Source organism: Marinomonas sp. NPDC078689 (genome assembly GCF_044542435.1).
Lineage (GTDB): Bacteria > Pseudomonadota > Gammaproteobacteria > Pseudomonadales > Marinomonadaceae > Marinomonas > Marinomonas arenicola.
Window position 1 is genome coordinate 195,736 of record NZ_JBITUJ010000002.1, and the last position, 22,099, is coordinate 217,834.

19 protein-coding genes are annotated in these 22,099 nt (G+C 44.3%); 9 read left to right on the top strand and 10 right to left on the bottom strand.

Features of this window, described 5'->3' with window-relative positions; translation table 11 throughout:
- Window positions 1-12 precede the first annotated feature (12 nt).
- From ACIGBN_RS04065 to ACIGBN_RS04075, 3 genes are all read right to left on the bottom strand, one after another.
- The gene (locus tag ACIGBN_RS04065) at window positions 13-2,151 is read right to left on the bottom strand and encodes a UvrD-helicase domain-containing protein (protein ID WP_396663778.1); all 2,139 of its coding nucleotides are present in this window, start codon (window positions 2,149-2,151) and stop codon (window positions 13-15) included.
- On the bottom strand, window positions 2,138-4,441 hold the full coding sequence (locus ACIGBN_RS04070) for an AAA family ATPase (RefSeq protein WP_396663780.1): 2,304 nt from the start codon (window positions 4,439-4,441) through the stop codon (window positions 2,138-2,140). The genes ACIGBN_RS04065 and ACIGBN_RS04070 overlap by 14 nt, the downstream gene beginning before the upstream one ends.
- Before the next feature lie 69 nt (window positions 4,442-4,510).
- The gene (locus tag ACIGBN_RS04075) at window positions 4,511-5,992 is read right to left on the bottom strand and encodes a carboxypeptidase M32 (protein ID WP_396663782.1); all 1,482 of its coding nucleotides are present in this window, start codon (window positions 5,990-5,992) and stop codon (window positions 4,511-4,513) included.
- 382 nt (window positions 5,993-6,374) lie between these two features.
- Between ACIGBN_RS04075 and ACIGBN_RS04080 the strand changes: the two genes are divergently transcribed.
- The 8 genes from ACIGBN_RS04080 (at window position 6,375) to ACIGBN_RS04115 (ending at window position 15,592) form a co-directional block, all read left to right on the top strand.
- Window positions 6,375-7,376: a TRAP transporter substrate-binding protein gene (locus ACIGBN_RS04080; RefSeq protein ID WP_207923363.1), complete on the top strand. Its 1,002-nt coding sequence runs from the start codon at window positions 6,375-6,377 to the stop codon at window positions 7,374-7,376.
- A gap of 94 nt (window positions 7,377-7,470) precedes the next feature.
- Window positions 7,471-7,968, top strand: a complete 498-nt coding sequence (locus ACIGBN_RS04085; RefSeq protein ID WP_133003152.1) for a TRAP transporter small permease — start codon at window positions 7,471-7,473, stop codon at window positions 7,966-7,968.
- The gene (locus ACIGBN_RS04090) at window positions 7,965-9,275 is read left to right on the top strand and encodes a TRAP transporter large permease (protein ID WP_396663784.1); all 1,311 of its coding nucleotides are present in this window, start codon (window positions 7,965-7,967) and stop codon (window positions 9,273-9,275) included. The genes ACIGBN_RS04085 and ACIGBN_RS04090 overlap by 4 nt, the downstream gene beginning before the upstream one ends.
- A 147-nt stretch (window positions 9,276-9,422) precedes the next feature.
- Entirely contained in the window at window positions 9,423-10,508 is a 1,086-nt protein-coding gene (locus ACIGBN_RS04095; protein ID WP_396663786.1) for a class I mannose-6-phosphate isomerase, read from the top strand.
- Between the two features lie 160 nt (window positions 10,509-10,668).
- Window positions 10,669-11,556, top strand: coding sequence for an NAD(P)-dependent oxidoreductase (locus ACIGBN_RS04100; RefSeq protein ID WP_133003149.1), 888 nt, complete (start codon window positions 10,669-10,671; stop codon window positions 11,554-11,556).
- Window positions 11,557-11,926: 370 nt separating this feature from the next.
- On the top strand, window positions 11,927-13,210 hold the full coding sequence (locus ACIGBN_RS04105; protein ID WP_133003148.1) for a 2-hydroxycarboxylate transporter family protein: 1,284 nt from the start codon (window positions 11,927-11,929) through the stop codon (window positions 13,208-13,210).
- Between the two features lie 97 nt (window positions 13,211-13,307).
- The gene (locus ACIGBN_RS04110) at window positions 13,308-14,906 is read left to right on the top strand and encodes an ATP-binding protein (protein ID WP_396663788.1); all 1,599 of its coding nucleotides are present in this window, start codon (window positions 13,308-13,310) and stop codon (window positions 14,904-14,906) included.
- The gene (locus ACIGBN_RS04115; RefSeq protein WP_396663790.1) at window positions 14,903-15,592 is read left to right on the top strand and encodes a response regulator; all 690 of its coding nucleotides are present in this window, start codon (window positions 14,903-14,905) and stop codon (window positions 15,590-15,592) included. The genes ACIGBN_RS04110 and ACIGBN_RS04115 overlap by 4 nt, the downstream gene beginning before the upstream one ends.
- Here the strand turns inward: ACIGBN_RS04115 and ACIGBN_RS04120 are convergent.
- Window positions 15,589-15,819, bottom strand: coding sequence for a DUF2789 family protein (locus ACIGBN_RS04120; protein ID WP_133003145.1), 231 nt, complete (start codon window positions 15,817-15,819; stop codon window positions 15,589-15,591). The two genes, ACIGBN_RS04115 and ACIGBN_RS04120, sit on opposite strands and share 4 nt — an antisense overlap.
- Before the next feature lie 112 nt (window positions 15,820-15,931).
- On the opposite strand from ACIGBN_RS04120, the gene ACIGBN_RS04125 reads away from it, so the two are divergent.
- On the top strand, window positions 15,932-16,336 hold the full coding sequence (locus ACIGBN_RS04125) for a nucleoside-diphosphate sugar epimerase/dehydratase (RefSeq protein ID WP_396663792.1): 405 nt from the start codon (window positions 15,932-15,934) through the stop codon (window positions 16,334-16,336).
- Between the two features lie 7 nt (window positions 16,337-16,343).
- Here ACIGBN_RS04125 and ACIGBN_RS04130 read toward each other — a convergent pair whose 3' ends face one another.
- The 6 genes from ACIGBN_RS04130 to lpdA form a co-directional block, all read right to left on the bottom strand.
- On the bottom strand, window positions 16,344-16,802 hold the full coding sequence (locus ACIGBN_RS04130; protein WP_341563859.1) for a hypothetical protein: 459 nt from the start codon (window positions 16,800-16,802) through the stop codon (window positions 16,344-16,346).
- A 119-nt stretch (window positions 16,803-16,921) separates the two neighbouring features.
- Window positions 16,922-18,142, bottom strand: a complete 1,221-nt coding sequence (gene lhgO / locus ACIGBN_RS04135; RefSeq protein WP_133003142.1) for an L-2-hydroxyglutarate oxidase — start codon at window positions 18,140-18,142, stop codon at window positions 16,922-16,924.
- 31 nt (window positions 18,143-18,173) lie between these two features.
- Complete coding sequence (locus tag ACIGBN_RS04140; protein ID WP_133003141.1) at window positions 18,174-18,377, bottom strand: cysteine-rich CWC family protein; 204 nt, start codon at window positions 18,375-18,377, stop codon at window positions 18,174-18,176.
- A 149-nt stretch (window positions 18,378-18,526) separates the two neighbouring features.
- Complete coding sequence (gene sucD, locus ACIGBN_RS04145) at window positions 18,527-19,399, bottom strand: succinate--CoA ligase subunit alpha (RefSeq protein ID WP_133003140.1); 873 nt, start codon at window positions 19,397-19,399, stop codon at window positions 18,527-18,529.
- Entirely contained in the window at window positions 19,399-20,565 is a 1,167-nt protein-coding gene (gene sucC, locus ACIGBN_RS04150) for an ADP-forming succinate--CoA ligase subunit beta (RefSeq protein WP_133003139.1), read from the bottom strand. The genes sucD and sucC overlap by 1 nt, the downstream gene beginning before the upstream one ends.
- A gap of 90 nt (window positions 20,566-20,655) precedes the next feature.
- On the bottom strand, window positions 20,656-22,095 hold the full coding sequence (lpdA, locus tag ACIGBN_RS04155) for a dihydrolipoyl dehydrogenase (protein WP_133003138.1): 1,440 nt from the start codon (window positions 22,093-22,095) through the stop codon (window positions 20,656-20,658).
- Window positions 22,096-22,099: the final 4 nt, after the last annotated feature.

Genomic DNA, 22,099 nt, shown 5'->3' on the forward strand with positions numbered 1-22,099 from the left:
AGCCAGTACAGATTAAACAACATCCATTGATTCTGATACTGGCCAAGCTTTAGCTTCACCAAAAATGGATTCAATACCTTCTTTTATTTCCGAGATATCATCAAGATACAAGACTCTGAGATTTTTTATCGCTCGCGAACAGACCACATAAAGCAAGTTTTGCGTATTGATGTGCTTTTCTTGATCTTCAGAATCAGCAAGTAATTGCTCTTTTCCTTCCTCATTGCTTTGCACAACCTCGAAATAGTTTTTAAATTTATCTTTATTCTTGCTGCCAAAGTTATGCTCTAAAATGATGGCAACATTTTTATATTCTTCACCCTTAGTTCCATGATAAGTATGGTAAATAATTTCGCCCTTTTCGATACGGTCAATAAAGTTAACCCAATTTATTAAGGATTCAATTGGCAATGCTAATACTTTGTCTATTTTTTCTTTGGCTTTATCTTCATCTTCAGAACGGCCATTCATTAAATAATTAATGCTTTCTAGTAATGTTTCTCGAAATACGCCAGAAGAAATTTCTTTGCCCTTGTCATAATTAATTCGATTAATTAATACATGACTTAATTCTTCTTTTACCTTACTACTCTCAAGTCTGTCATAAATTAAATCGATCCAGTCTTTAAATGATTCACAATTTTTATTTTTTAACTCACTTATAACCAAAGAAGCCTTGGCAAAAGTTATATCTTTTCTTTTTTTCGATGATCCAAAAATATAGTAATAGGATATTTTTCCTTGCCGGATATCTTGGTAGAGCTTAATAACGCGATAAATAGCTAATACTGTCGGATGCAGTTTTTCTAGATCTTGGGATAATATTTGGATATTTAGATCATTATAAAAAATATCCGACTTTTGAAACACTTTATAGACATCATCAAAATCATTAAAGCTTGCCAAGAGCCTATTTGTTAATACTAGGCAGTGGATTTTAGTTTCTTTATGATTTTCACCTTCAGACTCTTCATTATCTTTTATAAGGTCTTTTTTATATTCAGAGAGAAACGCTTTAGCTGTCGCTAACTTATCTGCTGCGTCATTATTGTACAAGAAACCAACAGAGCCATTATTTCGATTGTCAAAGATAGGGACTTGCTCTATTTCGTCATCTCGAATCTTGTTAGCAACATCGATAATTTGTTGATGTGAACGCCGATTGAATTTTTTCTTGATAGTATCAAGCCCATTATGAAGTTTTGTGATATGCCGCCCGACACCACTATCGTAAATACATTGAGCCGTATCACCAAAGTAACCTACCACCCATGCTTTCTTATTCTCTATCGCGTAATCATGAATAATTTTGACAAATTTAACCACGCACTCATGAGTATCTTGATATTCATCAATAAGAAAATAAGGATAAGTATCAATAATAATACGACAAAGGGTAGGATATCTTTGAACCAGCTTCAATCCATACTCAAGTAGAGTATCATGGCTAAACTTCATGTAATGGAGTCTGTCCGAATTGACCTTACTTTCATACTTAACTTTTTTATTCTCTCCTACTTCAATGCTTACTAAACACTCTTCAAGCTTTTGTTTTTTATAGAATAGACCAACGACATACTGGAAGTTTTTTACATTTTTTAAACATTGAAGGAGAAAATCAGGTTTATGAATATCGGTATTATTTGTATAAGCACTATTAAAATCTCGTGTACTTAATTTTTTAGATTGATAGAAAAGATCTCTAGTTTCCTTAGTAAACTCAATAAACTCTTGTTGCTTAGAATCATCAAGAGCATTAAAAAATTTAGCTTTATCTGAGGAAAGTAAATCTTGTTCAATTTGCTCAATAACTTCTTCTATTTTCTCTTTATGGCATATCAAAAGTTCTGGCTGAGCTCTTTTGATTATTTCCCATAATCTTTCATGGATCGTTGAAACATCTACAATGTCTGAGTTACCTAATCGGTTTTTGATCTCATTTACTGCAACATTGGTGTAGGTGATGCACGCCACTTTTTGTGGACTTTTTGTAGCGGCTATTTTATTAGTTGTGACGTATTTTAACGTTTCGATCAGCGCATACGTTTTACCCGCACCAGCCCCCGCATTAAAACGAAAGCTTTTGAAACCATCAATATGCTGGTTAATATTTTTCTGTATACCTAGTTCTTCAATCTCATTTTTCGTCATCAGATGTAGCCTCCGTACTTTCTGTTACTGTATGTTCAGTGTTTACGTCAGCAATAGTGTCACTTAATGAAGGTTCATCATTACTTTTTAGCTTAGTAATAAGCCAACCTAAGCCATCTTTTAGGTAGTTTGGTAATTGAGGTAAGTCGGCATCATCTTCTGCCGAAAGAAGGCTAAATAACAGTTTATTTGAGAAGTCACTTTTACTATTTGAGAGTTTTTTCTGTAGTTTATATGAATTGTTGATTAAGTTTTCTCGTGACGCTTCACCACCTTCCGTTAAAATCTCGTCATAGATTTCAGGCTTACATTCTTTAAGCACGTCATTAAGTACATCATTTTGATGATTGGTTAGGATTAACGCCTCTTCTAAGCTTGTCGCATGTTGCTCCTTAATAGAGTCTTTCTGGAAAACAACATAAAGACTCTCATCTTCAAAATACTCTATATTATCAAGTTGTTTTGCTACGTTTTCATCCTTACCTGTCAGTATCCGATTAAACTCAACCAGAGTTGAATTAGTCGTTGTACGTCCATTAAGGTTTGTTATTTGAGCATAATGTGGGTCTGAACCTGCCTTATATGAAGTATCATCGTTTTTTCCTTGTTGTTCACATATTCTACAAGACTCACTTTCTTTGTGCTTTTCGTTCTTCTCACATTTCTTACGCTTAATATCCAAGTCAGTCACAATCAAGCTAGGGATGCTAAGCGTTTTTACCAGTGGCAAATACAATTTCCCGTGAGCACCATTGATGTTAAATACAGAAATATAATAATTACTAAGAATAGAATCTTTCTCTAAGTAGTAATTCAGTAAAGTTTCTTCTGTAATACCTTCAACAAAGATAATCGCATCAGAGAAAAACAGCTCTGAAACTTTGTATTTTATATGTTTCTTAATAAAAGTAAGGTTTTCATTTTGTTTATCATCTCCACTAGAAACAACAGCTTCATCTGTAAGGTTTATGGCTTTAACATGCTTGTTGATTGAGGTTAAATAATTAAGATTATTGAAGGTGTTACTACTGTGAATCTTACTATTCACGATATGGGAAGAATGAGTGGTAATCGCTATCTGGCATTGAAGTGTTTTTTTATCGTCTGACGAGCTATTTGCAATTTCAAGTGCCTTTGTTACGGCATTATCAATACGTTTAATAAAAAATTCTTGCATCTGAGGATGCATAAAGGCTTCAGGCTCTTCAATAAAGAGTAAGTTAATACAACTAAAATGGCTTTTATCTTCATAGCTGTCTACAAAATGTATGATTTCACCAATAATGTTTAATAGATTAATATACCCTAAGCCAAACTGATCTTCTGGAATATAATCATCTCCATCCCTGAAGTTGTATTTAATTAATCCTTTCATGATTGCATCGTAAGTGACGTTACCTGACAGTTTCAAATCAACTTGATTGGTTTTTTCTATTTCACTCAATACACTAGAAATATCATTACTTTTAGAACCTACATCACTAGATATTTGCTCATTTATCGTTTTGATGCTTTTTGTCAAACTTGAGCTAGAAGTTTTGTCATTAGCAAATTGAAAATCAACTATTTTGTTAAAAACATTACTTAGCACATCTTTTTTAAGGTGTCGGTTAGCTTTAATTTCTTTAATATTTATCAGTTTTTTTAGAGAAAATTTTTCTGCCAAATTCTCATACTTATCTGTGAAATGAGTTATATAAAGATTACCTTCTGCTTGAATATCGCTAGTCTCTCTAGAAAGTAAAGCGTAGAACATCTCAAACTGCTCTACCTCATCTGAATCAGTAAAGATTTTACTAACCTCTTCTTGAAACATAGATTCTTCGACAAGAACTGTCTTAACTAAAATACGTACGTCAACTGGTTCACCATTACTTTTTTCGCTAATTGATATAAAAGGAGAAAGGTAAGTCATCAAATCTTTATTGCTAAAGTCTACTTTAAATCTCAAAATGAACTTTAAAGTAGGTGTTTCTAAGCTTTCAAATTTTTCTGTTTTATTAGCGTCAAACGCTTGTTTGTACTTGTTGAACAAGCATTTTAGATAGGAGAGATTAAAGTCTGATGCGGAAGGCTGTTTATTCTGACATAGCATATTCAATGCATTTACGACGGTAGTTTTTCCAGAATTATTTTTGCCTATGATTAAAGTAGTTGAAGGTGCAATTGCTGACTTCGTTTGACCCTCTTCTGCATTAGCATCGATAATTTCAGGCTTAACGAAGTGTATTGTATTATCTGTAGTGCCAAATTTTCGATAGTTTTCAATGGTTAAACTTTCTAAATACATGGAGTTTTTCCTTTTTACATTTAATTAATCCATTAACATAATTAATCACCTACTCAGTATGACCTCAAATTACAAATACCGCCCCTCTAAATGCTTTCTAAGATGCGTTGCATTTAGGGTTTCACCCGTTGCGCGTTTGACGAGTTCGTCGGTGGTGTGGAGTGAGGCTTGTGTCCAGATGTTGTCGCTGAGCCATTGGAAGATAGGGCTTAGATCGCCGCTTTGAATAGCCATCTCTATATCAACCGTTTTGGTCATGGTGGCTTTGTATTGGGCGGCGTACATGGCGCCAAGGGTGTAACTTGGGAAGTAACCGAAGGCACCGTCGGTCCAGTGGATGTCTTGCATGCAGCCGTTTTTGTCGTTGTCTTTGGTGGAGAGACCAAGGGATGCTTTCATTTTTTCATCCCACAATGCGGGCACGTCTGTGTGTTCGATGACGCCGTTGATCAGGTCTCGCTCGATCTCGTAACGTAGGATGACATGAGCTGGGTAAGTGAGTTCGTCGGCGTCCACTCGAATGAAGCCTTTCTCTACTCGGGTGTAGATTTTCTGTAGGTTCTCTTCGGCAAACACTGGGTCTTGATGCGCATTAAAGGCATCCGCTGACAGTCGTGACAAGTGTGAAACGAAGGCTTTGCTGCGCCCTATTTGCATTTCAAAGAACAAGGATTGGGATTCATGAATGCCCATGGAACGGGCCTCGCCCACAGGCAAGCCAGCAAAGGCGTTTGGCAAGCCTTGTTCGTACCGCGCATGGCCAGTTTCGTGCACTATGCCCATTAGCGCTTGCACGAAATCTTCTTCATCATAACGCGTGGTAATGCGCACATCCGATGGCACGCCACCACAAAATGGGTGCACGCTTTCGTCTAAGCGACCGCGCGCAAAGTCAAATTTCAGCAGTTTCATGACTTCTAGGCCGAGGGCTTTTTGCGTGGCACTTGAATAGCGACCCGTTGGCATGATGATGGATTCAGAACGCTGTTTGGCTAAGGCTTTTTCAATCAACTCGGGAAGCCAGAGTTTCACTTCTGAAAACAACACATCCAATGAGGCGCTACTGGTGCCTGGTTCAAACTTATCGAGCATGGCGTCGTAAGGGGTAACACCAAGAGCGTCGCCTCGTATTTGCGCTTCTTCGCGGGACAAGGCAACGACTTCTTTCCAGTTTTTTTCAAAGCCTGCCCAATCGTTCTCTTGTCGTTGAGTGCGCCAAGCGTGCTCGCATTTAGAACCCGCCATGGATTGTGCTTGCACTAAAGCTTCAGGAACGACCGTCGCTTGCTGCCATTGGCGCTTCATTTCTCTAAGGCTGGCTTGCTGTTCGCCGGTTAATGCTTCTTGCTCGGCCTGACCAAACCAGTCTTCCAATTGTGGCTGGGTAGATAATCGATGAACATGGACAGACAGTTCCGCCATGGCGTTTGAGCGCGCGTCATTGCCACCAGCGGGCATGTTAGCGGCGGCGTCCCAACCGAGCATCGCTTGTGCGTGGTTAAAATGATGAATGGTTTGGTAATGGGCACTAAGCTGATCGTACTTTGACATAATTCTATTCTCTTTAAATTCGAGCGTTTTCTCATTCGAGTAGCGTCTGTGTTTTCATCATAATATTACATGCTCCCTGAGCGGGATAGCTTCCCATTGCCATCAAATCCATCCTGTAAGTCATTATCTGCACTCATTCTTTTTCATAATCCGCCCCAACGAACTACTTTATAGAGTAGCAAGCTGATTATTTATTAAACGCTCACCGATCCATGCTTCATGATTAGAGCAAAACCAGACAGCTCAAAGAAATGAAAAAAATGAGCAAAAAATACGCATAGACAAGGTGGATTTTTTTAAATATAGTGACTTCACCCCATTAAGTACTATTGTATAACAAATAGAATTTTCTGGATCAGATCATATAATAAGGATAAAAAAAATGATGACACTCCGTAGACACCTAAAGCAAATCGCAAAAGTTACATTGATTGGTGCCGCCTTCGCTGCATTAGCGACACCAGCAAGTGCAGACACTACTCTGCGTGGCGCCAGCATGTTCGATGAACAGCACGCATTCACAAAAACCTTGATGAAATTTGATGAACTCGTCACCCAGTATTACAACGGCGATGTGACCTTTGATTTACGCCTGAATGGCGAGCTGGGCGTGGAAAAAGATTATGTCACCTTCTTGAATCAAGGCGTGGCAATTGATTACACCATTTTAGCCCCATCCAACATGGCACGCTTTGCGCCTTCTATCCCCCTTATGGACATGCCGTTTCTTTTCCGTGATCTAGACCATTGGAATGCCGTGCTGTCGAGCAATGTGCTAGAACCGCTGGAAAAAGAACTGTCTGAGAAAGCCGACATTGTCATTGTGGGTTACGCAGGCGGCGGTACACGTAACTTAATCTCCAGTGAAAAAATCGCCAATATGGATGAGTTGGCAGGCCACAAAATGCGCGTAATGGGCGCACCGATTCAAGCTCAAGTCTTTAATGCGATTGGTGCAGCGCCTTCTGCGATTGCCTACAACGAAGTGTACAACGCCATTCAAACTGGTGTGGTAGACGGTCTTGAAAACGAAGCCGCCAGTATTCAGAACTTAAAGTTCTATGAAGTGGCGCCTTACCTAACAAAAACTGCCCACTCTATTACCGTTCGCCCTATCGTATTCAGTGGTAAAAGCTACCGCAAATTACCCAAAGACCTTCAAGCGGCCATCATGAAAGCAGGCAAAGAAGCCGGTGCTTTTGGGCGTGAGCTTGAGTCTCGTGAAGATGCGATCAAGTTGAAACAAATGGCAGACGCAGGCCAAATCAAGGTGTCTGAATTTGCCAATCGTGAAAAATTACTCGAAATGGTCAAACCTGTTCAAGATAAGTATGCCGCAAGCCTTAACGCGACGGATTTGCTAACGGCCATCCGTAACAAATAATACCTTGCGTTGAAAAGCCATTGCCCTCTCCGTGCGCGACCTCGTTCACGGAGAGTGTATTTTCATTCACGCATTCTATCTTGGAAGATTTTTTATGATTAAACGCATTTTGGAATCGCTGTGTAACATTCTGCGGGTACTACTAGGCATACTGGTAGGCGTCTTAGTTATTCCTGTCGTGATGCAAGTTGTCGCTCGCTACACCGGCATTATCCCTGTCTATTTATGGACCGAAGAGCTAGCCACCTTTATTTTTGTCTGGGTCGTGATGATCGGCTCTGTGATCGCCGTCTGGGACAATATGCATTTCGATGTCCAAGTCATTCCAGATAGTAGCAACCCGCTTATTCTGTTTATTCAACAGGCCATTGTTTATCTGCTCGTCGGCCTCTTCGGAATTTTATTCGCTTGGTACGGCGTCGATTATGCGAAGTTTGGCTATATCCAACACTCCGTCATGATGAACGCCAACTTACTGGTCACACACATCACTATTCCTCTTGCTGGTATTTTATGGGGTATTTTCTCCCTTTACCGTATGTACGAAGCCTTTGAGCACTATCGTGCCACTTCTAAAAGGATTGCTTCATGATTCTTACTACTGGACTCGCATGCGCACTCTTAGTGGGCGGCTTTATTCTCTTGGTGGTCGTCCGCGTGCCCGTTGCCTTTGCGCTGGGCCTTGCCACCATCCCTGTTATTGCACTGGAAATTCGCTTAACCCCTTTTATCATCATCGACCGAATGTTTCAGTCGTACAATTCCTTTATTTTGCTGGCGGTGCCCTTCTTCTTGTTGGCCGCCAACTTAATGAACTCGGGAAAAATCACAGACAAGCTCATTGACCTCGCCAGAGTACTCACAGGCTGGATGCCCGGTGGTTTGGGTCACGTCAACGTCGCCGTTTCAATGTTGTTTGCCGGCATTTCTGGCTCCTCGACGGCCGATGCCGCCGGTTGCGGGAAAATCTTGATCCCTGCGATGATCAAAGAAGGCTATGACCGACGCTTTGCCATTGCCATTACCGCCTGTTCATCCGTTATGGGGGTTATTATTCCGCCCAGTATCTTGATGATTGTGTGGGGCGGCGTTATGCAAGTCTCGGTCGGCGCGTTGTTTCTGGCCGGTGCTGTCCCTGGCATCATGATTGGTTGCGCCCTGATGGCCACCGTTTATGGTTTTGCCAAAGTGTACGATTACCCGATTGCTCTGAAACCAACTTGGTCTTCGACGTTTAAAGCCTTTAAAGGTGCTGCGCTTGCCATGCTGACGCCAGTATTTGTAATCGTTGGTATCGTGGCGGGCATAGTGACTCCGACAGAAAGTGCCATTATTGCAGCGGGCTATTCCTTGTTTCTAGGCATGGTGGTTTACCGCACGGTGACGCCTCGTGAAGTGGGGACAATTTTATACGATACCGGCCGCTTCGCGTCCATCTCGCTCTTTGCCATTGGTACTGCGTCTGTCTTTGGTTGGCTATTGGCCTACTACAATGTGCCGCGCCTGATCATCAGCTTGATCACCGACATGGAATTAAGCAGCTTTGGAACGGCCTTGATCATTGCCTTCTTATTCTTGTTTTTTGGTCTCTTTATCGATGCGATTCCGACCATTATCATTTTAGGTACTGTGCTATTGCCGGTGGCCATTCAAGCGGACATATCCCCTGTGGTGTTTGCCATGATAGGCATTATTTCGCTGGCATTCGGACTGGTGACGCCCCCCTATGGGCTCTGTCTACTGATCTCCGCCTCCATTGGGGGGATGAACGTCATCAGTGTTTTGAAACAAGTGGTGATTATCCTTTTGCCTATGCTATTGATTTTGTTACTGGTGATCATGTTCCCAGAAATCTCTCTCTGGTTACCAAGAACCTTGATGCCAAACACATTCAATTAGCCTAACACCCGCATCGTCTGCCTAAGCGTATGACGATGCGGACAAGGTGTTAACCACAAATATTAAACCATCGAGCAGCCAGCCAAAGGTATCAGTGAACACCCCCTGATAGGCCCACTGTCGATGTAAAAAAGAGCAGGAAATAGCATGGATTATAAAAACAAACTGGTGCGTTTCACCCCCAACCGTGTATGGCGCACCTACACTGGCGGCAAAATTCTGGATGAGCTAGAACAAAAAGCCGAGCCCAAAGATTCCCACTTCCCTGAAGACTGGATCGGTTCAACCACACAGGCGGTAAACCCAGACCGAGAAGACATAGTCGAAGGTTTGTCCCATGCGGTGGTCGGAGCAGAAAGCATTCGTTTCGACACCCTGTTAGCGCTAGACCCAAGCTACTTTTTAGGCGAGCAACACACCAAGGCCTTTGACCTTAACCCTATGTTGCTGGTGAAGTTTTTGGACTCCTCTGTGCGTCTGCATTTTCAAGCACACCCGACCGCAGAATTTGCCCGCGAGCACCTCAATAGCCACCACGGCAAAGCAGAAGGCTACTACATTCTAGAGGTTCGCGAAGACATCACTGAGCCTTATGTCTATGTCGGCTTTCAGCATCCGCCTTCGCGTCGTGCTTTTAAAGACATGATAGAAAGACAAGACATTAGCGCAATGGAAGCCTGTTTTGAGAAGATCCCAGTAAAGCCCGGCGATTGCTTGTACATTCCAGGCGGCTCGCCTCATGCCATTGGCGAAGGGATTTTGATGGTTGAGATTATGGAGCCTTCGGATTGGGCGGTACGCTTTGAATTTTCCAAAGCGGGCTACACCATGCCAGAAGAAGCGCGCTTTATGAAACGTGACCTTGAATTCTGCATGGATGTGTTTGACTTCACTCAGCTGTCAGTACAAGACGCCATTAACACCTTTTATCAGCAACCTAAAATAACACGTCAGTATTCGGATCAATCGTACCAAGAGAGCTTGATTGATGACGCTGTTACCGACAAGTTCCGCGTTAAAAAATCCACCATCACAGGCTCGGTAAATAAAGCCGAACAGGACTTTTACATTGGCATTGTCGTTCGTGGCGAATGCCGTATTCAAGTGGCTGATGAAGTCACTCAACTTAAACAATTTGATCGCTTTTTCTGCCCAGCCGGTATCGACAGCGTCACCATTGAGTCCTCTTCTGGCGTGGAAATTCTGGAATGCTATCCACCCGCTATCACCTAGCAAGATGGCACTGTGACCGACAATAGCTTGGCCAATAACATGGCCATTTGCTGTCATTAAGGTCATGGCAAATAACTCGCTCTTTCAGGTGCATGACGCTCATGCGCCTAATGGCGTCACTTACGAATAAAAATAATGTGTTTCATAGGGAGAACATAAGATGACAAAACCAACAATTGGATTTATTGGCCTAGGCCTAATGGGTGCGGCCATGGTCGGTCGCTTGCAATCTTTGGGTTATTCATTGACCGTGATGGGCAATGTTTCCCGTCCTAGAATCGATGCCGCTGTTGCGGCCGGTGCGGTGGAAGCAAAAACCGCCAAAGCCGTGGCTGAAGCCAGTGATATTGTGATGCTGTGCATGGATACATCCCACTCGGTTGAAGGGAGAATGCGCGGCGATGACGGCGTAATCAGCGGCTTAAAGCCTGGCACCATCGTCATTGATTTTGGCACGTCTCTGCCTGCTTCAACCCAAGCATTAGGGGAAGAAGTGGCGGCCGTAGGCGGCACGTATTTAGACGCACCATTAGGCAGAACCCCAGCTCAAGCCGTGGATGGTCTCTTAAATATCATGTGTTCTGGCGACGCCGATGCGTTTGCGAAAGTACGCCCTGTGCTTGAAGACCTGGGCGAAAACGTCTTCCATCTAGGTAAATTAGGGTCTGGACACACCATCAAACTGATCAATAACTTCTTTGGCATGACCACCGCCAGCGCCATGGCTGAAGCTTTTGCCATGGCAGATCAAGCCGGGGTCGATCGCCAAGACCTTTACGATGTGATGTCAGCAGGACCATTACGCTCTGCGATGATGGATTTTGTGAAAGCCTATGGGGTCGACGGTGACCCAAGCAAACTGGGCTTTTCGATTCGAAACGCTTCTAAAGACGTGGGCTATTACCGCCAGATGGCAACCGACCTTGATGCCAAAAGCATTATGTCGGTCGGTGCTGACGAAGCCTTCTCCAGCGCGGTAAAACAAGATATGGGGGATAAAATGGTCTCTGAGATGGTCGATTTCTTCACCAGCAATCTCCGTAACTAATTCAAGTCCTTTCGCTGACGATCCATTTAAGGCGCGTTCCTAAAAGAAATCTGCTCAAGGAATTTAGCTAACATAGTCAGCGAATGATGACCCTCTGCTTTTCTACCTAAACCCAGCGATCTTCCATCGCTGGGTTTTTCTTTTATAAAAACCCCATGTAGACCCTATCCATTCAGCCACCTATTCAGCCACCCAAAGACGTTTTTCTGCCCTTTCTTAGAGGCCAAAAAATGCACAAAAATAGACAGACATTCGTTTCAAAAGTTACAAAAGGCCTCTTTAGTTTCATTAACAAGTCGATGACTTCCGCTTCAGAAGAAGATTGATAGACTGCGCCGCACAAATAAAACAAACAGAAAGTGAGATCTCCATGATTACAAACGATACTGTGCAGGCGCCAAATCAAGGCGCTCAAAAAGTTATCTTGGCCATTGCTGCCGCGATTATATTGTTCGCTACTTTTGAAAATAAAATGCCAGGTGGCATGATTGGCGCATTAGGTGCCATGGCCATTATCGGTTTTATCCTAAATTATATTGGCGATAGAACGCCTATTATCAGCCAATTTTTCGGTGGCGGCGCCATCGTGGTAATCTTTGGTTCTTCTTACCTTTTCCATAAAGGCGTCTTTCCTTCCCAAACCGCCGACCAAATCACGACCTTCATGAAGAGCGGTGGTTTTCTTGCCTTTTACGTTGCCAGCCTAGTCACCGGCTCGATTTTTGGCATGAGCACACAGACGCTGAAAAAAGCCGCGTTAAAATACATTCCTGTTATTTTGGGTTCTGCCGCGGTTGCCTGCTTATTAACCGGCCTTGTGGGCGTCTTGGTTGGCAAAAGCTTCTACGACTCAGTGATGCTCATTGCCTTGCCTATTATGGGTGGCGGCATGGGCGCAGGCGCAGTGCCTTTGGTGCAAATCATGTCTGGCAAAACCGGTATGGATGCGCAGACTTTAATGTCTCAAATGGTGCCGGCGCTGGCCATTGGTAATGCCATCGCCATCGTAATGGCAGGTTTGCTCAACAAACTGGGCCAGGTGATGCCAAGTTTGACGGGCAACGGCGAGCTTATTCGTGGTGCTGCTGCTGAAGTAGAAAGCGAAGAGAAAGACGCGACTATTGATCTAAAAATGCTGGCCATTGGTGCGCTCTTGGCAATCTCTATGTTCTTCTTTGGCACGCTGCTGTCTATGGCCATTCCGATGCACCCTTATGCATTAATGATCATTTCGATCGCGCTGATTAAGGTCTCTGGCTTGATGCCAAAAGCGTTCGAAGACTCTGCTCACGCTTGGTACAAATTTGTGGTGGGTAATCTGACACCTGCTTTGCTGGTTGGTATCGGTGTGGCTTACACCAACCTAGACCAAATCCTAGCGGCCTTAACACCTATGTACTTTGTGTTGGTGTTTGTCACTGTCTTGGGTGCGGTCATTGGCGCAGGCTTGATCGGCTGGATGATGGGCTTTTACCCAATCGAAGCGGCGATCACTGGCGGTCTTTGCATGGCGAACATGGGCGGTACTGGCGATGTTGCGGTATTGGCGGCGAGCCGTCGTATGCAGCTGATGCCTTTTGCTCAGATTTCCTCGCGTATTGGCGGTGCCTTTATGCTGATTCTGGCCACCCTTGTTGTGCAAGCACTGGCGTAATCTCCGTTAAGAAGGGGGCGATCCGCCCCCTTCTCTTATCTCTTCTTAGTTCATGCTGTATAATCGCGTCCCCAATCATTTTGACCTTGATGCACGTATGACGCTTAAGTCTTATCTTGCCCTTATTACCCTATCGACCGTTACGCTCATTGTGATTGTAGTGGGTTTGGTGCTGGGCTATTCCCTTCAAAATGCCTACTTAGAAGGCATTACTCAACGGGGTTTAGAACTCGGTCGAGTCATTGCCCATAATGAGAAGGTGATTCAAGCGGTTGAGCTAAGCAATCAAGGCACCTCAAACGACATCGAACACTACATTGAGACCCTGCGCGCTCAAACCGATGCCTCTTATATTGTTGTGGTGAACAAAAAAGGCATTCGTCTCAGTCACCCTAACCCTGAACGAGTCGGTAAAGCGTTTGTCGGCGATGACATCTTACCTGCCCTGCATGAAGGAAAAGACAACACCTGCGTCGCCACCGGCACCTTAGGTAAAGCGATTCGAAACTCCATTCCGATTCGTCACCAGGGCGAGATCATTGGCGCGATTAGCATCGGCTATTTGTCGCAATCTACCAGCACGCTTATTTACAGCCACCTTAAAGAAACCGGACTGTTAGTGGGGTTTGTGTATTTGCTTTGCATCGTCATTGCGGTTTTCTTATTGATCAAGTTAAAGCGGACATTTCTCTCGTTAGAACCCGAAGAAATTGTGCAAAAGTTCAAGGAGCAAGAGCTTCTGCTGGACAGTATCCGCGATGGCATTGTCGCCATTGATGAGCACCAACACATTACCGCCATCAATAGCACAGCGGTCGAATGGCTGGACAAAAACATCCCCAGCAGACAACAAGTGGTAGGGGAATGTCTGAGTCTGCATTCACAGCATTTGTCGCACTTTGCATTAGAAGCCAAAGGGCAAATTAGCAAACGCTCATTCAGCCTAGGGAAGCTCAATTTCATTGCTAACCTGTACCCAATGCAGCATAAAAAAGACCAGTTTGGTTACGTCATCGTGTTTTACCCAAACCACGAAGAGAAATCCCTTGAGCAAGAGCTGATTACCACCAAAAACTACGCCGATTTGCTGCGCACCAAAACACACGAGTATTCCAATCGCCTCAATGTATTATCTGGCATGCTACAAGCAGAGCGCTACAAAGAAGCCATTGAGTACTTGCAACAAGAAAGCGATGGCTATCAAAAAATACTGCGCCAAATCATTCAATCCATTGAAAGCAGCGCCATCGCAGGCCTGATCTTGGCCAAATACAGCAAAGCCATCGACTCGAACATCACCTTTCATGTCGATAACGATTGCCAGCTTAGCGACTATTCACCTCACACTTCTGAGAGTCTGGTCACCCTGGTTGGCAACCTGATTGATAATGCCTTGTTGGCCGCTTGGACCAACCGAGAAAAACGCAGGCCTGAAATCAGCCTGTATATTAGCGATCGCAGCGCCCACATCATGATCGAGGTAGAAGACTCAGGGGCAGGCATTGCGAAAGATCTGGAAAACCGCATTTTAGATTTTGGTATCAGCAGCAAACATAGCTCAGAACAACACGGTATCGGGTTATACTTGGTGAAGAAGATTGTAGATCAATACCAAGGCAGCTTAGACTGGGAACGCAGTGAAGCAAACACCACGGTATTTAGCGTATATTTAGATAAGCAGGCTCTCTCCCAATGAACATCATTCCTGTCATGATAGTAGAAGACGATATTCGCGCCAGCTATGTGCTTGAGAACACCATTAATCAACATCCGAATTTTGAGGTTGTGGCGGTGTGTGAAAGCCTGTCTGATGCTAAAATCAAAGCGCAGGCTTTTTCCCCAGAACTGGTGATGGTGGACATCACATTACCGGACGGCAATGGCATCGATTTAATCCGCACGCTAAAAAGCGACGGTTTTCATGGCGCTTTTATCATGACCACAGCCGAACGCGAAACCAGCACCATTGAAAGAAGTATTCAACTGGGCGTGATGGATTATCTGGTTAAACCCATTCGCATGTCGCGAGTCTTACAAGCGTTGTCAGACTATACCGAGTTGCGTCAGCAGCTTTCCAAAGCGATCAAGATCGACCAACAAAGCATTGATGCCCTATTTCGTAAGCAAACCCATTTGGACAAGAGTCGCAAAACCCCGAAAGGCATCGATCAGAAAACATTGGATGTGCTGAACAAGCACTTAGAAGAACGGCAAGAAGCCACATTTACCGCGGAGGAAATAGGCAATGCGATTCATTTAAGCCGCATTACCGCGAGGCGTTATTTGGAGTATTTAGAAGCCCAAGGGCTTGTTGAAATGAGCTTGGACTACAAAACTGGCGGTCGCCCCAAACAACGCTACACGAAAATCGTCGCGGTTTAACGCAACAAAGCATTCAACTCATCAATCGCCGCCGCCCACTCAGAGTCTTTTGACCACTCTTGGCTTAGAAAGGTCTTTTGAGAATCATTAAAACAACTCGCTTCGGTTAATTGCACCGTACTAGGCAAACCGCCGTGGGCGTCGACAAACTGATCGACATCCGCTTGCTCTTCACCTAAACCTAGTTGTGCAAATAAGCCTAAAATCGTGTGAGATGATGTATCCATAACGCGTCTCCTTTATTTAAATAAAGCGTTTAACGTTGCAAGAAAGCAAATACTCTCTGCTTTTAACATAGACTATGCGCATTAACTCTCCCATCTTTCTGGAGAAAACGAAATGAATCGAATCTGCCAATGGGCAAAAAACATTTTTCAACGTCAGACAATCACCTACCCCATTATTCTCATCGGCATTGATTACCCTAGCTTCTCATTGGCCAAATACCTTCAAGAAGAAGCAAAAGACATTCGCATAGTGGCGCTTATTGATGAAGAACCTTGGACCAACAAGACCCAAGTACATGGCATCACAGTGTATTATCCTAGCGACTTAATGACCTTGGCCGACAAGTATCAAGCGCAGCTGATTGTTGCCATAGACGGCCAACAGCCTGCATTAACCCCTGAGTTAATAGCAGACATCTCTGCGTCCAATACCAGATTGGTACAATTGCATCACCACACAAGCAACGCAGAGCAACTCAAAACACTGTACCAAGCTTTAGAGGCGAATAGCCAATAACGAGAGACTATCGATAGACCTTGGCGAGTGCCAATTGTTGATTAGGAGCCATGTTATGCAGTGCGTTCATCATGGCTTCTTGTGACGACATAGACACCGCTTTTAAACGGTCCGATGACACTATTGCCGGTAAGGCTAAATCATCACGTTCAGCCAATACCTGCTTAAAGGCGGCCACATCGATGGCGTCTTTGCCTCGTGTGACTCGCTGCCTCTCTTCTGGGGTTAATGTCGCGACTCGGCCACCTGGCAGGTAAATGCCTCCGGTCACAAAATCCACGCCAAACGCGACCACGCCAGGTACAAAAAAGAACAGTAAACCGACCGCATCCAATAGGGCAACACCCACGTCTATCGTGCCTGTGGTCTGCCCTCTTCGCTCTGGATAAAGCAAGGTTCCACACGCACTCAACTGTGTTACTAACAAGCTGGCGACGACTCCACGCACCCATATTTTTGACTGCATCCTGTTCTTTATTCTCTGCATTTCGTGCTCTCAATATCTGTTGTCCGATAGGCAGCACTCTAGCTCGAAGCGCCCACGACACGCAAACCCTGTCATATTTATTCCCTATTCCTTGCGAACTACACAGTCGTCATCAGGTCATCCAGCTTGTCCACTATATAGTTACCGATCGGAAAAGCACTGGTCGCAGCAGGAGACGGTGCATTACACACATGCAAAGATCGTGGGCTATTCGCAAACAGAAAATCATGCACTAGGCTGCCATCGCTCATCACCGCTTGAGCACGAATGCCCGCTGGGTAATCTTGCAAATCTTCCAATGTGATTTGCTCACAGTACTTTCGTACTTGGGCCAAATAACCGGCTTTAAACCAAGAATTTTTGGTCTCTTTTAGCCCTACTTGCCAATTCTGTCCGATCAAACGCCAGAAACCAGGAAAGCGCACCATGTCCCAAATATCTCGTGGGCTAATATTAATCGCGCCATAACCTTCACGCTTCCAGCCTTGCACGGCATTGGGTCCTACTGTGACCGAGCCATCGATCATTCGAGTTAAGTGCACGCCTAGAAATGGCAATTCAGGATCAGGAACCGGGTAAATAAGATGGTTTACGATTTGGCTGTGTTTGCGCGGTAATTGATAATATTCACCACGAAACGGAATGATTTGAAAATCAGTAGGAATCTTCAACATACGCGTCAGTCTGTCGGCCATTAACCCTGCACAGCACACCAGATAACGGGTATTGATTAAGTCACTGCCAACATGGATAGAGACTTTTTCATGGCTTTCTTGCAACGCGGAAACCTTGCAGCCAAAACGGATTTCACCGCCTTTTTGCACAAACAGTTCGGCTAATTTTTGGCAAATCTCTCGATAATTGACAATCCCCGTCGCAGGGACAAATAAGGCGGCCACCCCTTTTACATTCGGTTCTCGGCGATACAGGGCATCGCGATCCAGACGAAAGACTTCCAGTTCATTTTCTTGGCAACGAGCATAAAGCGCGTTCATGCGCTCTTCTTCTGCGGCGTTGGTGGCGACAATCAGCTTGCCACATTCTTCAAATTCAATGCCGTGCTGTTGGCAAAAAGCTTTGGTTGCAGCGGCGCCTTGCTTACAGAAAGAGGCTTTTAAGCTGCCCGGCGCGTAATACACACCCGCATGAATCACACCTGAGTTATGACCCGTTTGATGCTGCGCCACTTCCTGTTCTTTTTCTAACAATAAAATCCGATACATGGGATAACGTTGCTGCAGCTGCCAAGCGGTTGATAAACCAACGATGCCACCTCCGACTACCGTAATATCGTATTTGACGCTTTCTGAATCATTCATCCACTGTCTCTTTTAATTGTTTTAAGAAAATTTAAACACGGGCTTTGTATTCGATAACAAACGCATCTGGGTCACTTTTATATCGCTCAAGACAAGACTGGCAGATGCAATCACGGCCAACAGATGACTCAGGCAAAAGGGACAACAATGAAGCAGGAACCGCCACCACAAAACACCAGCACTCACCATCTCGGTCGCATAAATTTGACGCTGAACAAAAAGGGCAATTCATCATAAACCAAGCGCTCTATTTAGGTGATAAAAAAGCAAAAAAAATCCCTGCCGAAGCAGGGATTTTACTATAGCTGTTGGTCTAGAACTATTAGCCTAAAGGCTAGTTGTCTAAGCCGATCTAACTAGAGAGTATCTAGCTAGTCAAGCAACTTACCAGCCAGTAAGTTCTTTAAGGCCAGCACCGATGTCAGCTAGAGAACGTACAGTTTTAACACCTGCGTCTTCTAGAGCAGCAAATTTCTCATCAGCAGTACCTTTACCGCCAGAGATGATCGCGCCAGCGTGACCCATACGCTTACCAGCAGGTGCAGTAACACCAGCAATGTAAGATACAACAGGCTTAGTCACGTTTGCTTTGATGTAAGCAGCCGCTTCTTCTTCAGCAGTACCACCGATTTCACCGATCATAACAATCGCTTCAGTCTGAGGATCGTTTTGGAACATTTCCAATACGTCGATGAAGTTAGTACCTGGGATTGGGTCGCCACCGATACCAACACAAGTAGACTGACCGAAACCAGCGTCCGTTGTTTGCTTAACCGCTTCGTAAGTCAAAGTACCAGAACGAGATACGATACCTACTTTACCTGGCATGTGGATATGGCCAGGCATGATGCCGATTTTACATTCGCCAGGAGTGATTACGCCTGGGCAGTTAGGGCCGATAAGACGAACACCTAGAGAATCACACGCAACTTTACAGTCAAGCATATCAAGAGTCGGGATACCTTCAGTGATACAAACGATTAGTTTGATACCAGAGTTAGCCGCTTCAAGAATAGAATCTTTACAGAAAGGAGCTGGAACGTAGATAACAGACGCTTCAGCGCCAGTTTGTTCTACTGCTTCTTTTACTGTATTGAAAACAGGTAGGCCTAGGTGAGTTTGACCACCTTTACCTGGAGTTACACCACCAACCATTTTTGTTCCGTAAGCAATCGCTTGCTCAGAATGGAAAGTACCTTGTCCGCCAGTAAAACCCTGACAGATAACTTTAGTATCTTTATTAATTAATACAGACATTATTTGCCCTCCGCAGCTTTAACAACTTGAATAGCTGCATCTTTAAGACTTGTAGCTGCAATGATATCAAGATCAGATTTCGCTAGTACTTCGCGACCAAGGTCAGCATTCGTACCTTCAAGACGTACAACAACAGGCACTGTAACGCCTACTTGTTCTACCGCACCAATAATACCTTCAGCGATCATGTCACAACGAACGATACCACCGAAAATGTTAACCAAAACGGCTTTAACATTGTCATCAGAAAGGATGATTTTGAACGCTTCAGCAACACGTTCTTTTGTCGCGCCGCCACCAACGTCTAGGAAGTTAGCTGGCTTGCCACCGTGTAGATTAACGATGTCCATTGTACCCATTGCTAGGCCGGCACCGTTTACCATGCAGCCAACGTTTCCGTCTAGAGCAACATAGTTAAGTTCCCATTGTGCTGCATGTGCTTCACGCTCATCTTCTTGAGATGGATCGTGGAACTCTTGCATTTTCTTCTGACGGTAAACAGCGTTGCTGTCGATGCCGATTTTGCCGTCTAGGCAATGAAGGTTACCTTCGTCAGTGATTACTAGAGGGTTGATTTCTAGCAATGCAAAGTCGTAGTCGTGGAACATTTGAGACAAACCAAGGAACACTTTAGTGAACTGTTTGATTTGAGCTGGGTTAAGACCCAATTTAAATGCTAATTCACGAGCTTGGTAAGGTTGAGCGCCAACCAAAGGATCGATGATCGCTTTGTGGATTAGCTCAGGCGTTTCCTCAGCTACTTTCTCAATCTCAACGCCGCCTTCAGTAGACGCCATGAAAACAACACGACGAGTAGAACGGTCAACAACAGCACCAAGGTACAATTCGTTAGCAATGTCAGTGCAAGATTCAACAAGAATCTTAGCCACTGGCTGGCCGTTTTCGTCTGTTTGGTAAGTAACTAGGTTTTTACCTAACCAATGTTCTGTAAATGCTGCAACTTCTTCATAAGAATCAACAAGTTTTACACCACCTGCTTTACCGCGACCGCCAGCATGAACCTGAGCTTTAACAACCCATTTGTCACCGCCAATTGTTTTCGCTGCTTCGACTGCCGCTTCTGGCGTGTCTACTGCGTACCCTTTAGATACTGGCAGACCGTATTCAGCAAAAAGCTGTTTAGCCTGATATTCATGTAAGTTCATTTGATTCTTCCGCTCATCTGAATGATTGACATAAGCTCTGTCTGTTAAGACAGAAATTACCGGCACAAGGCCGGCAAATCTAATTTTTTATTAACGCTTTTTACGGTTTGCAATGTGGATGGCATGACCATCTACTGCCAACGCCGCTTCGTGTACTGCTTCACTTACTGTTGGGTGAGCAAATACAGTCAAGGCGATGTCTTCCGCTGTAGAGCCAAATTCCATTGCAATTACCGCTTGTGCGATCAAGTCAGCCGCATGGCCACCAATGATATGGCAACCCAAGATGCGATCTGTTTCTTCATCAGCAATGATTTTAACAAAACCGTCAGTGTCGTTAGCAGCCATTGCACGACCAGACGCCGCGAATGGGAATTTACCAACTTTGTATTTAACGCCTTCTGATTTCAATTCCTGTTCGTTTTTACCAACCCAAGCAAGTTCTGGGTGAGTGTAAATAACAGAAGGAATGCAATCGTAGTTCATTTGCGCTTTGTGACCAGCAATAATGTCTGCCACCATCACACCTTCTTCAGATGCTTTGTGTGCCAACATTGGACCACGAACGATATCACCGATAGCAAATACGCCAGGTACAGAAGTACGGCATTGCTCATCAACGAATACGAAACCACGCTCATCTAGCTTGACGCCAGAATCGTCAGAGAAACAACCTTGAGTGAATGGCTTACGGCCAACCGCAACGATCAATTTGTCGAACGTTTGCTTCTGCTCTTCACCTTTTGCATCAAGGTAAGTTACTTCTACTTCTTCACCGTTGATTTGGCTGCCAGTTACGCGAGCGCCTAGGCGAATGTCTAGATCTTGTTTTTTGAAGATCTTAGCCGCTTCTTTCGCTACGTCTTGGTCACAAACGCTTAGGAAAGAATCCTGCGCTTCCAATACAACGACTTCAGAACCAAGGCGAGCCCATACAGAACCCAACTCTAGACCGATTACGCCAGCACCGATAACACCAAGACGCTTAGGTACTTCACGGAATTCCAACGCACCAACGTTATCAACGATGATGTCACCCGTTTGTGGTGCAGGTGGGATATCAACCGGAATAGAACCTGTTGCCAAAATCACGTTTTCTGCGTCCATAACAGTAACGGTACCGTCATGCGCTGTGAATTCAACTTTTTTGTTCGCCAGTACTTTACCAAAACCTTCAAGGCTAGTAACACCATTGGATTTGAAAAGACCTGCAATGCCGCTTGTCAATTGATCAACAATTTTGTCTTTACGATCAACCATGGTATTTACATCCATAGCCACATCGCCAACGCTAATACCGTGAACGCCGTAAGACGCTTTAGCATCATGGTATTTGTGTGAAGAATCCAAAAGCGCTTTAGATGGGATACAACCCACGTTCAAACAAGTTCCGCCCAAACGAGGCTTCTCTTCTTTGTCTAACCACTTTTCGATACAAGCCGTTTTTAGGCCTAATTGAGCCGCACGGATAGCAGCAACGTAACCACCAGGGCCGCCACCAATAACAATAACATCAAATTTAGTAGACATAATG

Bases quoted from the DNA above. Each gene is read 5' to 3' on its own strand.
- ACIGBN_RS04065 (WP_396663778.1), bottom strand. From the start codon at position 2,151: ATGACGAAAAATGAGATTGAAGAACTAGGTATACAGAAAAATATTAAC.
- ACIGBN_RS04070 (WP_396663780.1), bottom strand. From the start codon at position 4,441: ATGTATTTAGAAAGTTTAACCATTGAAAACTATCGAAAATTTGGCACT.
- ACIGBN_RS04075 (WP_396663782.1), bottom strand. From the start codon at position 5,992: ATGTCAAAGTACGATCAGCTTAGTGCCCATTACCAAACCATTCATCAT.
- ACIGBN_RS04080 (WP_207923363.1), top strand. From the start codon at position 6,375: ATGATGACACTCCGTAGACACCTAAAGCAAATCGCAAAAGTTACATTG.
- ACIGBN_RS04085 (WP_133003152.1), top strand. From the start codon at position 7,471: ATGATTAAACGCATTTTGGAATCGCTGTGTAACATTCTGCGGGTACTA.
- ACIGBN_RS04090 (WP_396663784.1), top strand. From the start codon at position 7,965: ATGATTCTTACTACTGGACTCGCATGCGCACTCTTAGTGGGCGGCTTT.
- ACIGBN_RS04095 (WP_396663786.1), top strand. From the start codon at position 9,423: ATGGATTATAAAAACAAACTGGTGCGTTTCACCCCCAACCGTGTATGG.
- ACIGBN_RS04100 (WP_133003149.1), top strand. From the start codon at position 10,669: ATGACAAAACCAACAATTGGATTTATTGGCCTAGGCCTAATGGGTGCG.
- ACIGBN_RS04105 (WP_133003148.1), top strand. From the start codon at position 11,927: ATGATTACAAACGATACTGTGCAGGCGCCAAATCAAGGCGCTCAAAAA.
- ACIGBN_RS04110 (WP_396663788.1), top strand. From the start codon at position 13,308: ATGACGCTTAAGTCTTATCTTGCCCTTATTACCCTATCGACCGTTACG.
- ACIGBN_RS04115 (WP_396663790.1), top strand. From the start codon at position 14,903: ATGAACATCATTCCTGTCATGATAGTAGAAGACGATATTCGCGCCAGC.
- ACIGBN_RS04120 (WP_133003145.1), bottom strand. From the start codon at position 15,819: ATGGATACATCATCTCACACGATTTTAGGCTTATTTGCACAACTAGGT.
- ACIGBN_RS04125 (WP_396663792.1), top strand. From the start codon at position 15,932: ATGAATCGAATCTGCCAATGGGCAAAAAACATTTTTCAACGTCAGACA.
- ACIGBN_RS04130 (WP_341563859.1), bottom strand. From the start codon at position 16,802: ATGCAGTCAAAAATATGGGTGCGTGGAGTCGTCGCCAGCTTGTTAGTA.
- lhgO (WP_133003142.1), bottom strand. From the start codon at position 18,142: ATGAATGATTCAGAAAGCGTCAAATACGATATTACGGTAGTCGGAGGT.
- ACIGBN_RS04140 (WP_133003141.1), bottom strand. From the start codon at position 18,377: ATGATGAATTGCCCTTTTTGTTCAGCGTCAAATTTATGCGACCGAGAT.
- sucD (WP_133003140.1), bottom strand. From the start codon at position 19,399: ATGTCTGTATTAATTAATAAAGATACTAAAGTTATCTGTCAGGGTTTT.
- sucC (WP_133003139.1), bottom strand. From the start codon at position 20,565: ATGAACTTACATGAATATCAGGCTAAACAGCTTTTTGCTGAATACGGT.
- lpdA (WP_133003138.1), bottom strand. From the start codon at position 22,095: ATGTCTACTAAATTTGATGTTATTGTTATTGGTGGCGGCCCTGGTGGT.